Origin of the sequence: Citrobacter sp. CK185, assembly GCF_030333565.1 — a bacterium.
Classification (GTDB): Bacteria; Pseudomonadota; Gammaproteobacteria; order Enterobacterales; family Enterobacteriaceae; genus Citrobacter_B; species Citrobacter_B koseri.
This window is the reverse complement of record NZ_JAOWFR010000026.1, coordinates 332874-348959: the sequence shown is the minus strand read 5'-3', so window position 1 is coordinate 348959 and position 16086 is coordinate 332874. Positions and strand designations below refer to the sequence as shown.

Annotated in this window: 6 protein-coding genes; 1 reads left to right on the top strand and 5 read right to left on the bottom strand. The window is 58.9% G+C overall.

The features are described 5' to 3' along the window. Nucleotides 1-302 precede the first annotated feature (302 nt). Nucleotides 303-779 carry a GNAT family N-acetyltransferase gene (locus tag OGV79_RS16340; protein ID WP_286468716.1) on the top strand — a complete coding sequence of 159 codons (477 nt, stop codon included), beginning with the start codon at nucleotides 303-305 and terminating at the stop codon, nucleotides 777-779. 162 nt (nucleotides 780-941) lie between these two features. Here OGV79_RS16340 and fyuA read toward each other — a convergent pair whose 3' ends face one another. From fyuA to irp1, 5 genes are all read right to left on the bottom strand, one after another. Further along, entirely contained in the window at nucleotides 942-2963 is a 2022-nt protein-coding gene (gene fyuA, locus OGV79_RS16335; protein ID WP_000784549.1) for a siderophore yersiniabactin receptor FyuA, read from the bottom strand. 130 nt (nucleotides 2964-3093) lie between these two features. After that, nucleotides 3094-4671 (bottom strand): yersiniabactin biosynthesis salycil-AMP ligase YbtE, encoded by a 1578-nt coding sequence (gene ybtE / locus OGV79_RS16330; RefSeq protein WP_286468715.1) that lies wholly within the window; start codon nucleotides 4669-4671, stop codon nucleotides 3094-3096. A gap of 3 nt (nucleotides 4672-4674) precedes the next feature. After that, entirely contained in the window at nucleotides 4675-5478 is an 804-nt protein-coding gene (gene ybtT, locus OGV79_RS16325; RefSeq protein WP_104868587.1) for a yersiniabactin biosynthesis thioesterase YbtT, read from the bottom strand. Then, nucleotides 5475-6575 carry a yersiniabactin biosynthesis oxidoreductase YbtU gene (ybtU, locus tag OGV79_RS16320; protein WP_012132135.1) on the bottom strand — a complete coding sequence of 367 codons (1101 nt, stop codon included), beginning with the start codon at nucleotides 6573-6575 and terminating at the stop codon, nucleotides 5475-5477. The genes ybtT and ybtU overlap by 4 nt, the downstream gene beginning before the upstream one ends. Beyond that, nucleotides 6572-16063: a yersiniabactin polyketide synthase HMWP1 gene (gene irp1 / locus OGV79_RS16315; RefSeq protein ID WP_286468714.1), complete on the bottom strand. Its 9492-nt coding sequence runs from the start codon at nucleotides 16061-16063 to the stop codon at nucleotides 6572-6574. Before irp1 ends, ybtU begins: the two co-directional genes overlap by 4 nt. Nucleotides 16064-16086 lie beyond the last annotated feature (23 nt).

The following is a 16086-nucleotide window of genomic DNA, read 5'->3' as shown; positions in this document are numbered from 1 at the left end:
CTGTAAGCATTGGCACAACCACGGCGTTTATCCCATATATTGCATTCATTCTTGTAACGTAAGGACACTGACACTAAATAAAAGCCAGCACCATCTTCGAAACCATTGGCTGCTATTCTCTCACCGCGGACTTTTAGCCCAGTTAACGTGTCCGCTGTGTGCCAGGAGCGGACATTAATACCCTTTTTATGTTAGTCACCTGGCCTGAACGCGTATTTAGAAGTGAATACGATTGACGATAGAGGATTGCATCTTCATTAATATATTCATATTTTCAGCATGATAAGGGTGAGGGGACAGATGTGATTTCTTTCCGAATGATGACAAAAGATGAGTATCCTGCTTATCTCGAATATTTTGTTAATGATTATGCATATGAGATTGAATCAAACTACGGGGCATCCCTTCGTGATTCTCTTGCCAGAGCGAAGCAGGAAATTTCGGAAATGCTTCCCGATGGAGTTAATACTCATGGGCAAGTATTAATGTGTATTGTTGCTCAGTCGGACAAGACTAACAACCATGTAGGTTATCTCTGGTACAAACCGAACTCGACTAAGCGAACTGTTTTTATCTACGATTTTCATATTTTCAACTCCAGTCAGGGGTTGGGGCTTGGCAAACAATCCCTACGTGCTTTTGAAGAGTATCTGCAAGCGAAGGGTTTTAAAGAGATCAGATTGCGTGTTGCAGGTGATAATGCTCGCGCCCGGCATGTCTATGAAACCAGCGGATTCAGGGTTACGGGTATCAATATGAGTAAACCTATTACGGACTGAGACACTGACACTAAATAAAAGCCAGTAATATCTTCAAAACCATGTCTGCTCCTCACTCACAGCCAACAGCCAGATTTGAAACGGGCAGCTCAAGTCTGAGCTGCCCTGGGCGGGATAAGCGCGTCAGGGATGCCGTGACGGCATCCCTGTTTGTTTAAAGGATCAGAAGAAATCAATTCGCGTATTGATACCGACGGTGCGCCCCATATTGACCTGCGCGACGGCGCTGCTGCCGTTCATGTAGCCATAGGTACGGTAACGACGGTCGAACAGGTTATCGACATAGACGGAAATGTTCATCCGTTCAGTCGCCTGCCAGCCCAGGCTGCTGTCCAGGGTGGCATAGGTACCTTGCCGCAACTGGTTGTCGCCATCGAAATAATGCGGCCCGACCAGATTAACCGCCAGTCGGGGCATCAGTGCGCCATAGCGCGTATCAATCACGCCGTTCACGCTGCTTCCCGCGCCATAACGTGGTACGAACGGCACCCGGTTGCCGTGATACAACTCACTGTCATTGGTGAATTCGGAACGGATCACGTTGCCATTGATATCCCATGACCAGCCTGGCGCAAACCGCCATTTCGCTTCAAGCTCAACGCCGGTGGCGTCGGCTTTACCCGCATTGCTTAATGTCTGCATCCCGACCGGGCCAGAGTAAAGCTGCATGTCTTTGGTGTGGGTATAAAACGTCGCGGCTTGCAGTGTGACGTCAGCGGTTTCGTAGCGAGTGCCAAGTTCATAGTTGATGGATTTCTCGGCGACGAACGGTTTAGCATCAAGACCCGCAGTAGGCACGATGTTGTACCCGGAAGGTTTATATCCCTGGGCTACACGGGTATACACTCTCCAGTCGTCGGTCAGCATATAGCCTGCGGATAGCTGCCCGAGCACCTGATCGTCATTGCTCTTACCCTGGTCGCCAAACGGGTTGCCGAGCATGCTGCCGTGATATTGTGTACTGGATTTATCATGCGAGAAGCGCACGCCGCCGCCGATATCAAAACGATCGGTTAAATGCCAGGTCAGGTCACTGTATGCGGCCAGCGTTTCAGCGGTGGTATAGCCGGTACTGCTTAAATAAGGCATTGTCGGCATGTCGTAGGCTGAATTTAACTTCTCGCGGGTGTTCTGCCGGTACAGCCCAAACACCATATCAACGGTACGCGCATCGCCCAGGGTTGCGGCGCGCAGCTCCTGCACATCCTGATTCCAGCGCTGAGGCATATTGACGATTAACGAACCGGAAGGGAAGGTGCGCGAATAATGCTGCTGCTGCCAGGCGCTGATCAGGTTGAAAACCCAGTCATCGGTGGTGTATTTCCCACTCAGGGTCTGGCTGTCAGTGCAGCGCCGCATGTACGGGTCTGGTGAACCATCGCTAATCGACAGCTTACGGCCCTTAATATCATTCCATCCCACATAGGCGTCCTGGGTGGCGCGGGTACATTCGCGTGAGGCGGCAAAGCCCATTTCCCAGGGCTGGTCGTCTGGGGCGAGACGCAGTTTCACATTCCCTATGCTGGCGCGGGTGCCGCCTAAGTCATCGCTTCCCGTCGCGGGGTTAATCATGTCGCCGTCATCAACCTGGCGTAACAGGGTGACGCTGCCGTACAGCAGGCCATCCTGAATGGGGCCGCTCAGGTTGAACTTACTTCGATAACTGTCGCGGCTGCTGACGCCGCCTTCAATATAGCCGCGCGGCGTGCTGTCCGGCTGCTGGGTGACGATGTTGATGATCCCGCCCTGAGCGCTTTTGCCATATAACGTTCCCTGTGGGCCTCGCAGCAACTCCACGCTTTGCACATCGGTAAGCGCCTGGATGGTGTTGGTGGAAAGCTGAGGGACGCCATCGACATACAGGGTGACGGCGGGGTTATAGAAGTCCTGCGCCGAAGAGACGCCGCGTAGCGAGATCGTCGAAAAAAGCATGTTGCCGCTATTTTCAATATTAAGCCCGGGCAACACTCTGGGGAGTTTGTCGCTGGCGGTGACGCCGGCGTCGCTTAATTCCGGCGCGCTGACAACGGTAGACGAGACATTGTTGGCTGATGCCGAGCGGGAAGATTGTTTACTGGCGGTAACCACCAGCGTGCTTTCGTCTTGCTGTGAAGTCTGGGCATTAGCAATGGCGGGGAGCAATAATCCCCCCAAGGCCAGAGGATAAAGCCGTGTCATTTTCATTGTTGTGAGTCCCTGTAAGACGGCGAAACGCCAAAAATACCGACAATGGTGAATTGAAAATGATAACTATTTCTAATAGTGGTGCTACCCGAAACGGGTTTATTTCAACCTGTTTCGGGTCGGTTTGCGCTTATTGGGCTGAATGGCGATAACGGTCGACGGCGAGAGCCGTCAGGCGTTTTTTGTCTATCTTGCCGACGGCGGTGAGCGGCCAGTGGTCCAGATACTCGATTTGGTCAGGAATTTTCCACGCGCTGAGTCCCATACGGGTCAGTTGTTGACGCAACTGCTGATAGTCAGTTGGCACCTGCTGCGCGATGATAAACGCGCAGATCCGTTCGCCAAGCAGCGTGTCCGGCGCGGCGACCACCGCGCAATCTTGCACTTCCGCTAAACGCATCAGTGCCGATTCCACTTCAGCCGCGGCTATTTTTTCTCCGGCGCGGTTGATCTGCTCTTTTATGCGTCCCTCAACGTGCAGGTTCCCCGCCTCATCCAGCCTGACATTGTCGCCTGTGCGGTAAAACCCTTGCGCGGTAAAGGCCTGCGCGTTGTGAGCAGGGGCGCGGTAATAGCCCGAAATGGTATAAGGGCCGCGCGTTAACAATTGCCCGGTTTCGCCCGGCGCGACGTCGTTCTCGTCTTGATCAACGATGCGGATTTCATCCAGAGGGGACAACGGGCGCCCCTGGCTGTGGAGAATGGTGGTATGCGGATCGTCCAGCCGGGTAAAACAGAGCAGGCCTTCCGCCATACCGAAGACCTGTTGCAGGGTACAGTCAAAGGTGGCGATAACCTGCTCAGCAAGCGTCGGGTCGAGCCGGGCGCCGCCTGCCTGAATGACGCGCAGCGACGAGAGGTCGCTGTCTTCCCACTCCCTGGCCTGCACCCATAATTGCGCCAGCGCCGGAACCAGGGCGACGTGAGTCACGCCTTCCCGCGCGATTAAAGGCATCACCTCATCACAGCTGGCGCTGTCGGTCAGCACCACTTTTCCGCCGCAGGCAAGCGTTCCCAGAATGCCGGGGCAGGCCAGCGGAAAGTTATGCGCCACCGGGAGGACGGCGAGATATACGCTCTGTTGGCTGATGCCGCACAGTTCAGCAGAAGCGCTGAAGTTATAGCTATAGTCGGCATGTCGGCGCGGGATGAGTTTGGGCGTGCCGGTTGTGCCGCCTGAAAGCAGCAACAACGCGGTGGCGGAAACATCAGGCTGCGGCCACGCCTGTCGCTCACCGTGAAGGGAGAAGAGCGGCGTAAAATCGTCGCTCACGGTCTCTCCTGCGACCAGGACATGACGCAAGCAGGCGTGTTTGTGCGCCATCTGTCGGGCCAGCTCTGCGTGGTTTTCCCCGTGAATAACGTAAGCGACGGGTTGCGCCAGCTCAATCAGCGCGTCGATATCCAGCGCCCGTTGCGAGGGCATCGCCAGCACGGGGATAACGCCCAGTCTTAACAAGGCGAACAGCAGGGTAACAAACGCGTTGTCGTTGGGAAGCTGCACAATTACATGCTCCCCCGAACGCAAACCCAGTGATGACAGACCAGCGGCAAGTTCGTCGACCCGTGCATCAAGCGCGCTGTAGGTTAACGACCCCTTTGCATCAACGACGGCAATTCGCGAGGCATAACGGGCCGCCCAGTGGCGCAACTGTTCGGCAATGGGTAAGGGATACTGTTCAATCAGAGATTCAAAGGAAGAATTCATGCGTCACCTTTCTGAAGTACTGGGCTGTTTTTGCAACGCGGTCATTGCAGAAAATGCGTGGGGAAAATGGCGGACAATCTGCGTAAAAAAGGACCGGGCTTGTTGAATGGGATAGAAATGATCGCCGTCAATCACCACCGGGCCTGTAACGTGGCTCAGCCACTGACGCCAGGCATCGACCTGCTGCCAGGAGGCTTCGCGATCGTGGCTGCCGCACAATAACAGCGCAGGCGTGCGCAGCGGCGGACAGACGTCGGGCGAGTCGTAGTGATAGCTCTCGGTGGCGTAAAAATCAGCGCGCAGAAGAGGAAGAAACAGCGACATTAATTCCTGGTTTTCCCGCAGTTCAGGAGAACATCCGCCAATGTCTATCAGCTCAGCGATAAAGTCGGCATCATCGCGATGGCTGAGCTGGCGTTCAGAATGCAGATGCGGGGCATGGCACCCGGAAATAATCAGTCCTTGTGGCGCATGCCCCCGTTGCTCCAGAAGTCGGCAGGTTTCAAACGCCACCTGCGCTCCCATGCTGTGCCCGGCGAGTAAAAGCGGCGTGTCAGGCGATACGGACGCTTCCAGTTCGTTCGCCAGCAGTGCCGCCAGTTGTGTAATGCTTCTGAGCGGTTCCAGATGGCGAAGGCGATCGCGCCCCGGCCAGGTCACCAGAGAAAGCGCGCTGTTCGCCATTTGATTGTCTCGCCAGTGGCGAAACGCGCTACTGCTGCCGCCAGCGAAAGGGCACATGACCAGATGCGCAGTATTGCCGTTCCGGGCGGGCCATAGCGGGATGCACATTGCAGATTGCGTCACAGCGCCTCCTTATCATCATCGTTGTAGAAACCGGCTAACCGGTCGTGGTGCGGCGGCGTCAGGCGTCTGATCTCCGCATTGCCGGTCTTACGTAAAATCTGCTGCCATAAACGTGATAACGCGATCTGATGTACGCTTTGGCAGGCCGCTGGTGGATGTTCGCCCGCCAGATGGCTGCGCAACTGGTGTAGCAACCAGTTGACGCCCTCCGGCCCGACGGTTTCGCAGCAGTCACGCCAGCTCAGGGGCGCCGCGCTGCGCGTCAGACCCGGCGGATCGCGCAGGATCTCCGGTCTGCGGTAGAGACTGTGGGCGTTCTCCTGATGGTCTGCGACAAACAGGCTGGATGACCAGATGACGGGGCCGTAGCTCGCCTCCAGCGAAAGATGACCTTCCGGCCAGCCCAGCAGCAGGCGGTGCATGATAAGGCTATGCATATCTGGATCGTCAGGATCGAGATAGCGCTGAAGCAGCAGGCAGGCTTCTCCCTCCGGCCAGAAGAGTCTCAGGCAGTGAAAATCGCTAAAGCTGCCAACCACGTCGCACTCCACGGCGGCGGCATCAACGCCCAGAGCCAGCAACAACAAATCCAGCGTGGAGTAGAGCAACTGTCGGCTGGTGGTGGCGTGGACTACCGGCGGCGTCTTAGCCAGGCAGCGACGCAGCTGCTGCGCATCGCGAAGCCATGTGCGTCCCGCGCGCGTATGCGGATAAAACGTGTTTACCCAATAGCAGCAGCCCTGTTCCTGCGCCAGCGTTTGTAAGGAACTGATGTCATCCGGGTGGAGGGGATGCTCCTGAATAACGTGTACGCCGCGCGCCAGAAAGTGTCTGGCAAGCTGCGTACCGGTTCCTCCGGCGACGGTCGAACGCACGACAATACAGGCGATATCCGGCATCCCGGTTATCTGTTCCGGCGAGGTATACAGCGGAATGCCAAACGCATGGGCCAGCTCTCTTGAGCGGGCGCTTCCCTGCGCCAGCAGGCCAACCAGTTCCAGCCCCTCCGGGGGCTGCATAAAGGCATTCAGGTACATTTCGCCAAATTTGGCGCCCACAATCAGTACGCGTTGTTTTGGGGAGGCGGACGGCATCATAACGTGTTCTCCGGTTGCGTTGAGGTTGCGCAAAGCCAGCGCGTAATGTGTTGCGCACAAGCCTGAACGTGGGGGGCTTCCATCATGATTTGCCAGTGGCTGGCTTCAATCACAGCGTCGTCGGCGTTGTTTATCCAGCCCTGCCACTCGGTTTCTGCTGGCGTCCAGCGTGCGGGTCTCCCGGCGGCATACACCATGAGACAGGGGACCGGAACGCTTTCGCCCGGCGTATGCTCAGTCAGTAAACGCAGCAGATGCGCGATGTTATCGAGCCACGTTTCTGCCGCTTGCAGCGTCAGGTTTTGCGACACCATACCGGCCGTTTTAGCGAGGCTGATAAAGTCGGCAAGCTGGCTGTCGGGCGTCTGCTGGTCGAAATGTTCGGGCAGCGCCAGAGGCGTTTGTCCTTCGGCTAACAGGCGCAGCAGGGTCGCCCGGTTTTCGCAACAGAAATCCTGTCGGCACACGGGATCGATTAACACCATCCGAACCTGCTCGCCTTTGGCGTACAGGCGCTGTGCGGCGCCCGCCGCAAGAAACGCGCCATACGACCAACCTGCCAGCACATAAGGGCCGTGAGGCTGCTGACGACGGATGCACCCGACATACTCATCGATCATCTGGTCAAGCGTGGCAAAGCGCTGCGGCGATTTTGCTTGCAGGCCGAAAACGCGCCTGTTCAACGCGCTGGCGAGCGGCAGCCAGGCGCTGATATCGCCGTCCGAAGCGTGGAAGACGAACAGGGTTTCGTCGCCGTCGCCCTGGCAAAGGGGTATCGGGTTGTCCTCTCCTGACGTAGCCGCCTGTAGATGGGCGCAGAAGTCGCTCAGCGTCGAATGGCTGAACAGATCCTGAAGGTTAGCCCTGGCAATCCCTCTCCGGTTTAGCTGCGCGACCATCCTTGTCGCCATCAGGCTGTCGCCGCCCAGTTCGAAAAAGTCGTGATGCCTTGCCACGGGGCGAGACAGCAGCGATTGCCAGAGTTCAGCCACCTGTTTTTCCAGCGCCGGATTCCCCCCGGCAACTGGCGTGGGTTTGGCTGGCTCAGTCGGCGCATCAGACGGGGCATGCAGCGGCGTAAATAACGCTTCTCTTTGCCGGATCTGTAAAACGGGCAGACCGGTGCCAAAGCGCTGCTGTAAATAGCGGCTCACGGCTTCTTTATCCGGGCGATTTACGCCAGGCGAACGCGCCACCAGCAGATGCTGGCGCAGCGGCGACGATTCCTGCGCGGGCCACGCCAGCTCGTTTGCAAACCCGGCCTGAACGAGAACCTCCTGCCATGCGGAGCGGGTGAGCATCGGTTTCTCATCCCGGCGGCGGAAATCGCGGTATCCGCTTAATCCCTCAATAAAGCCCACGCTCGCCAGCTGGAATACGCTGTTTCGCTCCGTCGCTTCAACGATCAGCAAACGTCCGCCGGCTTTCAGCAACAGTTTTAATCTGCGCAACGTCTGGACGACATGGCTGGCGTCGTGGAGCACATTGACGGCAACGATCAGGTCGTAACCCGCCTCCGGGTGGGCGGTGAAATCCAGCGGCTGGTTGATGTCGAACAAGGCATAAGACACCCGCGATTCATCATGGAAACGGGCTCTGGCGTCATTGAGGAACTGCGCGGAGACGTCCGTGAAGTGGTACGACTGCCGCGTGTTCCGCGTGGCCTTTAGCACCGGCGCGGTAGTGGCTGCGGTTCCGGCGCCAACCTCCAGAATCCGTTCTGCGCCGCACAAGGCGGCAATCTGCGCGGTATAGCGATTCAGACAGGCGCTGGCGGGGTTGTCGCGATACAGCGCGTCGGTCACGCGATGCTGCTCGTTGAACAGCAATTCCAGCGGTGAACACTGCCCGGAGAAGAGGGCGTCGTGCCAGGCGATGCAGGTTTCCAGATACTGCGCCAGCGCCTGGCTCCATTGGCTTTGCGGGCACGCTTCCTGAGGCTCAGGAATCTCGCTGAGCGGAACGCGGCAGCGCCAGCTTTCACCTTCGCGGGTTAACCACGCTCTTTCCGTCAGACACTGTAGCCACTGGCGCAGCAGACGCTGGTGAGACGCTTGCGCGGACAGCGCCTGTACTATTGCGCTAAAGCGATGGGCGATCTCCGGCGTGGTAAACAGGCCATGACGATTTAGCGTGGCCGCGATCCCCTGTAGCGCACGCGCCTCCAGCCAGCGCCAGGTCGCTTCCAGCTCATCAAGCTGCGCCTGCTCAGGCAACGGCAGCGCCAGTTGGGTAAGTTCGTGCTCATCAGGCGTCGCCGCTGATGGCGACGGATCGTCGGCCATTACGATATCCAGCGTCAACGCGCCCTGTTCGGTTATTTCCGCTCTGGCCTGCCGGATGCCGGGGTATTCGAGCGTCGCCTGCTCAATATCCCGCAGGTCGTAGTCCGTCTGTGCGTTCAGCGGCCAGCGTCGGCGGGGAATGTGCCCGGCGATGCCGCTGGCGAGAGTCTTCAGGCTTTCAGGGGCGGTGATGACGGCTTGCAGGATGGCGCAGTAGTCATTAAACATCGCCCCGGCAGCGCCGGGTTCCAGCACGTTGTCCATGCAGTACCAGCTAAACATCAACTCGCCGTCGCTCTCCATGACCTGATGATCCAGCCAGACCTGCGGCGTTTGCGTGAACACATAGCAGGGTTCGCCGAACAGATGGCTCATCGCCTGATCGATAGTCATGCCTTCCAGCGTCATCCCCAGCATACTGGTAAACACCACCGGCATCAGCGGTTGACGTTGTGACCCGCGCAGGCGGCCCAGTTCGCGGATCACCTCAACACCGTTCATTTCACTGTGCGCCATGTTTTGCCAGAGGCGCTGTTGGGTCTGTTGCATCTGCTCTTGCAACGTCACCGGCGTTGAGAAGTTAAAATCAACTAGCGTGACGGAGGTAAAATCACCAATCAACTGGTTGATTTGCGGATGGATCGGCTGGCGATTGAAGAACGTCAGGTTCAGCGTAAATGCCGTGGTGCGGCTCCAGCGCTCAAGGGTGGCGGCAAACAGCGTGAGCAGCGCGGCAGACGGTGTGACGCCTTGCTGCTGCCAGCGCTGTTTCACGGCCTGCCATTCTGTCTTGCCGATCGTCGATTTGAAGGTGGTGAAGTGTGGCGTTTCCGGGGGCGTCTCAACCACCGGCAGCTCTGGCGCTAAGGGCAGTTGCGGCAGTTTTTCCTGCCAGTAATCCCAGGCATCGTGCCATGCCGATGTCTGTCGGCGCGCCTGTTCAGCCATCACATAATCACGGAAGGTAATAGCGAGCGGCGCCAGCGTTTCACCGCGCCAGACCTGCGCCAGATCGTCCATCATGACTTTAAAACTCTGCACATCGAACTGCAAAAGGTCGAGGTTCATGTGCAGGCGGTAATGGCAATCGTCGATTTCGCTGACCACCAGCTCAAAAAGAGGCCACTGGTCGGCAGGCAAAACGCGATAGCTCAGTTCATGCCGCCGTTTTTCCAGCGCGATGCGCTGTTCTTCCGGGGAAAGCGCGCGCAGATCGTCACGCTGGATGTGATACTCCGGCGTTGTCGCCAGGACTCGCTGCTGCCCGTCGGCATCAACCACCATGCGCAACATATCGTGGCGTGCGATAAGCTGGTTCCATGCTTTCTCCAGTATGGCGAGATCGAACTCATCGTGGCGTTTATCCCACTCAAACAGGACGTGACAGGCGACGCCGCCATAGCCAATGAGGTGGGTTCGCCCCAGCCAGTAGGCGTGCTGAATGGGCGTCAAAGGGAAGGGCGCATAACGCTCGTCGGCGTCGTGCTGCAACACTTCCGGCTGCGAAGTGGAAGGCGCCGCCTCTGGCTTAGAACAGATAAGCTGCGTGAGTCCATGAGGAGACAGATCCTGCCACGCCCGTTCCGCATTGATGCGTACGCCCAGGTAGTGCTGAATATCGCTACTGAGTTCAAGGAAGAGCAGCGAGTCCATGCCGAGTTGCAACAGATCCTGGTTTGGATGCAGTGACGCCGGATCGCTCAGCCTTAGCTGAACCGCAATCCGCTTTTTCAGCCATGCCATCACCGCCGTTTCATCGCTCAGGCTGCCGTTAAAGGCGTTGTCATCAGCAGGAGGAATGACAGGCGTTGCGGCTTTTTCTGTGGCGCTGATGTTAAACAGAGCCTGTTGTAACGGGGGCATTTTGTCGGTAAAAACGCGCATCGCCAGTCGCCACGGGGCACCGCGCATCACCGCCTGTTCCAGGTGCCAGCAGCCTTCGGCATCGCTTAACGCGCCCATACCACGGCTGGCGAGCGTCGCCAGCATTTCCGGCGTGGCCGCCCGACCGCTTTCTCCCCATGCGCCCCAGGCGACAGAGAGCGTTTTCGGCGCATCAAGGGTGGAAAACTGCTGGGCCAGCCCGTCCAGGTAGCCGCAGGCCAGCGCATGGGCGCTCTGACCCGGCGCGCCGAGGGTGGCGGCAGCGGAAGAGTAGAGAATAAGATAGCGTCCGTCGTGGCTGCGCAGGGTTTGCAACAGCTGGCTTGCCGCCTGCGCTTTTACCGCGAAAACGGTGGCCAGCTGGTGGTCGTCAAGCTCCTGCAAGGGCGCGTCAGCCAATACGCCAGCGGCATGAATCGCTCCGGCAATGCCGCCGTTGGCCGCCAGATCGTCAAGAACCGTGGCCAGTTGCCCGGCATCGCCCACATCACAACGGCAGACGCGCGTCTGCCCGCCCTCCACGTCGCGTAGCCATGACTCATCCACGCGCGGCGCCAGCAGGGCGATGCGTCGCGCCCCTTTTTCTCTGAGCCAGTTCACGGCAAGGCGGCCTAATCCGCCAAACGCTCCGGTCACCAGATGCCAGCGGCTATCGCCGGTAAACACGTTTGCCGGTAATTCAGCGGCGCATCCCGTATTGGGCGCCAGTGAAGGGAGCCAGAGGGTGTCACCCCGTGCGGCGAGCCAGCGCTGTGATAGTGAGACTGCGCTCAACCCTTGATGCAGCGTTTCCCACGGGGTGTTTTCGGCGAGATCGATGGCGGCAATCAACCGTTCCGGCTGTTCGTTGGCCGCGACGCGAAGCAAGGCCCATAGCGCGTGATGGGACGCAGAGAGTGCCTCATTGTCCTCGACTCGCCACGCGCGGCGGGTGACCACAATCAATCCGGCTGCGCTGGCGGTGAGCGCCGCTATCACTTTCTCCGCTAAGGCCAGCGTATCCTCGCTCTCCTCAACAATCATCAGTCGCGAAGAGGCGTGCGGATCGTGAATGATGCCGTATTGCGCCAGCTCGTCGCTGCGCGCAAGCGTACCGGTGCTGAAGCTGAAGGTAAGCGGATGGTCAACGCTGGCGACGTTGAGGGGCGTCCAGCGCCATTGATAATGCGTCTGCGGCGCAGGAAGAGGCGCGGCGGGCGATAGCGGCAGCCACTCGCCATCAGGATAACGGGCTTCAACGCGCATCTGACCGCGGGAAAAGGCTTCGTTTTGCCAGCTTAAGCGGACCTCCCCCAGCCACTCCGGGGCGGCGACGAGGGGCGGTTCCACAGGCAGAGCGTCGCCATGACGCTGTGAGAGCAGACGCCAGGCCTCCTGCCAGCGGGCGTTAAACCGTTCGGGCTGACCTGCGCAATCGGACCAGTCGGCGAGATAATCACCGTTATCCGTCAGCGCCTGCCCCAACACGGGTTCTGATGGCGCGGTAAATGTTACGGCACTAACCGCCTGACCGGGCAGCGTGGCGAGAATGATATGTTCGCTCATCCCGGCGGTCGGGCTGCCATCCTGCGGTAGCCACGCCACTTTGCTGAATCCGGCGTGGCGGCACTGTTGCTGCCACTGAGCGGTGGTGAGGAATAACTCACCTTCGCGGGCGTCGAGATCCTGTAGCGGAAGAACCAGCGGGCCGAAAACGAAGTCAAACAGACGCATTGGCTGGGTGATTTCGCGCATCAGCAGGCGCCCGCCCGGCTTGAGCAGGGGGCGCAGATTATCGAGCGTGCGACCAATATGGCGGGTGGCGTGAATCACGTTCGCTGCCACGATAAGATCGTAAGACTGTGCCTGGAAACCCTGAGACTGCGCCTCTTTTTCGAGATCCAGCTCGCTATACTTCACAAAATCATAGTCGGCGAATTTCTGCTGGGCGCGGCGGGTGAACAGCGCCGAGATATCGGTGAAGTGGTACTCCAGCGCCGGAACGCCGTTGAGTTCCGGCAGTAGCCACGCGGTGGTGCCGCCGGTTCCGCCGCCAACTTCAAGAATACGCAACGGCTGGCGGGGCTGACGCGTCTGGACAATGCCGCGTAATACCCCGGCGGCGATTTGGTTGAAATAGCGGCCAAAGCTGAATTCCTGATACAGCACTTCCACGCCGTCAGAGGCGCTTTGCGGGAAGATAATCGCCACCGGTTCTTCCGCGCCGCTCATCATTTCATATAACCGATCGCCGGCACGGGCGATGGTGTCGGGAATAGCCTGAAAACCTTCACAATAACCGGCAAGTTCCGTCAGCAGTGATTCCCGCTGTTGATGTTCAATGGGGCGGGCGCGAGCGTATCGCCCGTCGGTGCAGCGGTAATCGCCGTCGACCACGCAGTTATTCAGCAGGCGCTGGAGTAGCTGCTGGTAGCGGGGCAGCAGACGTCCACGGCGCATGATGGTCATGGCGTCCACGCCGTTTTCAATGGCATCGCCGGTACAGCGTTGTACCAGTTGATCGACGTAGATGGCGTGCAGTCGCGTGGCGCACTGTTTAAGCGCTTCCAGACGGGGGAGATCGAGCGCTGTCGCGGCGCGACTCGCCGCCTCCAGCCCGGCAGACAGCGCTGCGTCGGCAGGCTCGCAGGCCGGGGAGACGCGCTCTTTCCAGTAACGCTCAGTATCAAACGGATAACATGGCGCAGCGATACGTTGTCCATCGCCCGCCAGCAGGTCGGCCCACGGTAGGGCGACGCCGGCAGCGTAAAGCTGGAGCAGGGCCTGATTGAGGACATCGCTCGCCTCTTTGTTACGCCGGGCGCTGGCTATCCAGTATGTGTTATCGCGGTATTCGCGCTGCCCGGAAGCAACCAACTGGGCATCGGGCCCCATCTCCAGAAAAACGCGGGCGCCGAGCTGATGCGCCACCTGAATACTCTGGATAAAACGCACCGGCTGGCGCATGTGTCGGCGCCAGTAATCCGCCTGGTTGAGCGTTGACTCATCAATGACGTCGGCGGTGAGCGTGGAAATAATCGGTATTTGCCCCGGCTCTGCGTGCAGCCCCGCGCAGGCGTCCTGGAACCGATCGAGTATCGGCTCCAGTAAAGCGGAGTGCGCCGCGCCGGTTACGCTCAGGCGACGATAGTTAATATCATGCTGCGAGAGCGTGGCGCAAAATACCGCGAGACGGGCTTCCGGCCCGGAAAATACCGTATGTTGCGTACCGTTGTTGGCGGCGAGATCCAGCTCAAACTGGCGAGCCAGCGGCATCAGCGTGTCTTCGTCTGCAAATACCGCCACCATCGCGCCGCTTGCGCACTGCTGCATTAGCGCGCCGCGCCGACAAACCAGTGGCATGACCTGTTCAATCGTATAGTGTCCGCAGACGACGGCAGCGGCAAATTCACCGACGGAATGCCCAATGGCGAAGTCTGGCTTCAGTCCTTCAGCGCGCCAGTGCGCCGCCATCGCGATTTCAAACGCGACAATCGCTGGCTGCGCCCAGGCCATATTGTCCAGCTGCGCCGAATCGGGGTTAAACATCGCTTCGCGCAGTGACGGCGTGAGCATTTCGCTACAGGCGGAAAAACAGCGATCCAGCGTGTCGGCAAACGCCGTTGAGTGCTGGTACATCGTTTGACCCATAGTGCGCCAGTGCGAGCCCTGGCCGGTAAACAGCCACACCTGCTTGCCGCTGGCGCCGTGGCCGCTGTAAACCAGCGCCCCCGATTTCTCACCGGCCCAGGCGCTGAGCGCCGCAGCGGTTTCACGGTTTAATGGCGCCGCCAGGCGGAAGGGAAGATCGAGACGGCGCGCGTGCAGGGCCGTGAAGGCCAGATTGCTGGCATCCGTATTCTCCCTCAGCGCCCCGGCATAATCCGTCGCCAGCCGCCGCAACGCGCTGTCGCTGGCGGCGCTGAGCAGCAGCGCGGTACTTTTTCTGCCGCCATCCGTATTGGGGAGGCGCGCGTTGAGCGCGTCGGGCAGCGAGGCGACGATCATATGGCAGTTGGTGCCGCCAATACCAAAGGAGGAGACGCCCGCATAGCGCATTTCGTCCTGCCACGCCTGCGCCGACACCGGTATGGTAAAGGGACTCTCTTCAAGCTTCAGCGCCGGGTTGGGGGTGTGAAAATTCAGTAAGGGTGGAATTTGCCCGCGGCTGACTGCCAGAACGGTTTTCAGCAGTCCGGCAATGCCCGCCGCGGTATCCAGATGGCCCATATTACTTTTCACGGAACCGAGCGCACAGCGCTGATCCTGCGGGCGAGGCGCATAGACGTTGCGTAACGCTTCAATTTCAATCGCGTCGCCCAGCGGTGTGCCGGTGCCGTGGGTTTCAATGTAACCTACCTGCCTGTCGTCGATGGCCGCCAGCATTAACGCCTCTTCGATGACTGCCTGTTGCCCTGCGACGGAAGGGGCGGTATAGCCGACCTTTCTGTTGCCGTCGTTGTTGACCGCGCTGGAGAGGATCACCGAGATAATCGGATCGCCTGACAGCAGCGCGTCTCTCAGGCGACGCAGCACCACGCAGCCGAGACCGTTACCGGCCCAGGTGCCCTCAGCCGAGGCGTCAAAAGGACGACAGTGACCATCAGGAGAGAAAATCATTCCGGGCTGGTAGCGGTAGCCCGCTTGCTGGGGGAAAGAGAGCGCCACGCCGCCGGCAACCGCCATATCGGATTCGCCTGCGCGCAGGCTTTCACAGGCCAGATGCACGGCAACCAGCGAACTGGAGCAGGCGGTCTGTACCGATAACGCCGGGCCGTGCAGGTTGAGTTTGTACGCGGCGCGGGTGGCAATATAGTCTTTATCATTGCCCATCAGAGATTGCAGACCCTTTACCTGCGCGACTTCTGTCACGTTCAATGCTTCGCGACCGGGGTAGGTACTCATCCGGGAAGAGGCGAAAACGCCGGTCTTATGGGGGACGGCGCCGGGGGCATAACCGGCATGTTCCAGCGCATGCCAGACCGCCTGCAAAAACAGGCGCTGCTGCGGGTCCATCGACTCCGCTTCCTGTCGCGAATAGCCAAACAGGGTGGCGTCGAAGCAGTCGGCGTTGTCTAACACCGTACCGATATTGACATAATGAGGATCGTCAATGATGGCGGCATCCAGACCGACGGCCAGAAGCTCTTCGCGCGTAAAGCGTCGGCTGCATTCACGACCTTCCAGCAGGTTTTGCCAGAACGTTTCGCCATCCGGCGATTCAGGAAAATGGCAGGCGTAGCCGATAACCGCGACAGGTTCGCAGTCCGGGTAGTGTTGAGCGATCGATGCATCAATGGAATCTGCTGTCGGCGCAGAAGAGAAGCGCAAGTTATCCATAATCGGTCCCGTTTCCTAAGATT

Excerpts from the sequence above, each read along its gene's own strand:
- fyuA (WP_000784549.1), bottom strand. The coding sequence starts at position 2,963 with ATGAAAATGACACGGCTTTATCCTCTGGCCTTGGGGGGATTATTGCTC.
- ybtE (WP_286468715.1), bottom strand. The coding sequence starts at position 4,671 with ATGAATTCTTCCTTTGAATCTCTGATTGAACAGTATCCCTTACCCATT.
- ybtU (WP_012132135.1), bottom strand. The coding sequence starts at position 6,575 with ATGATGCCGTCCGCCTCCCCAAAACAACGCGTACTGATTGTGGGCGCC.
- irp1 (WP_286468714.1), bottom strand. The coding sequence starts at position 16,063 with ATGGATAACTTGCGCTTCTCTTCTGCGCCGACAGCAGATTCCATTGAT.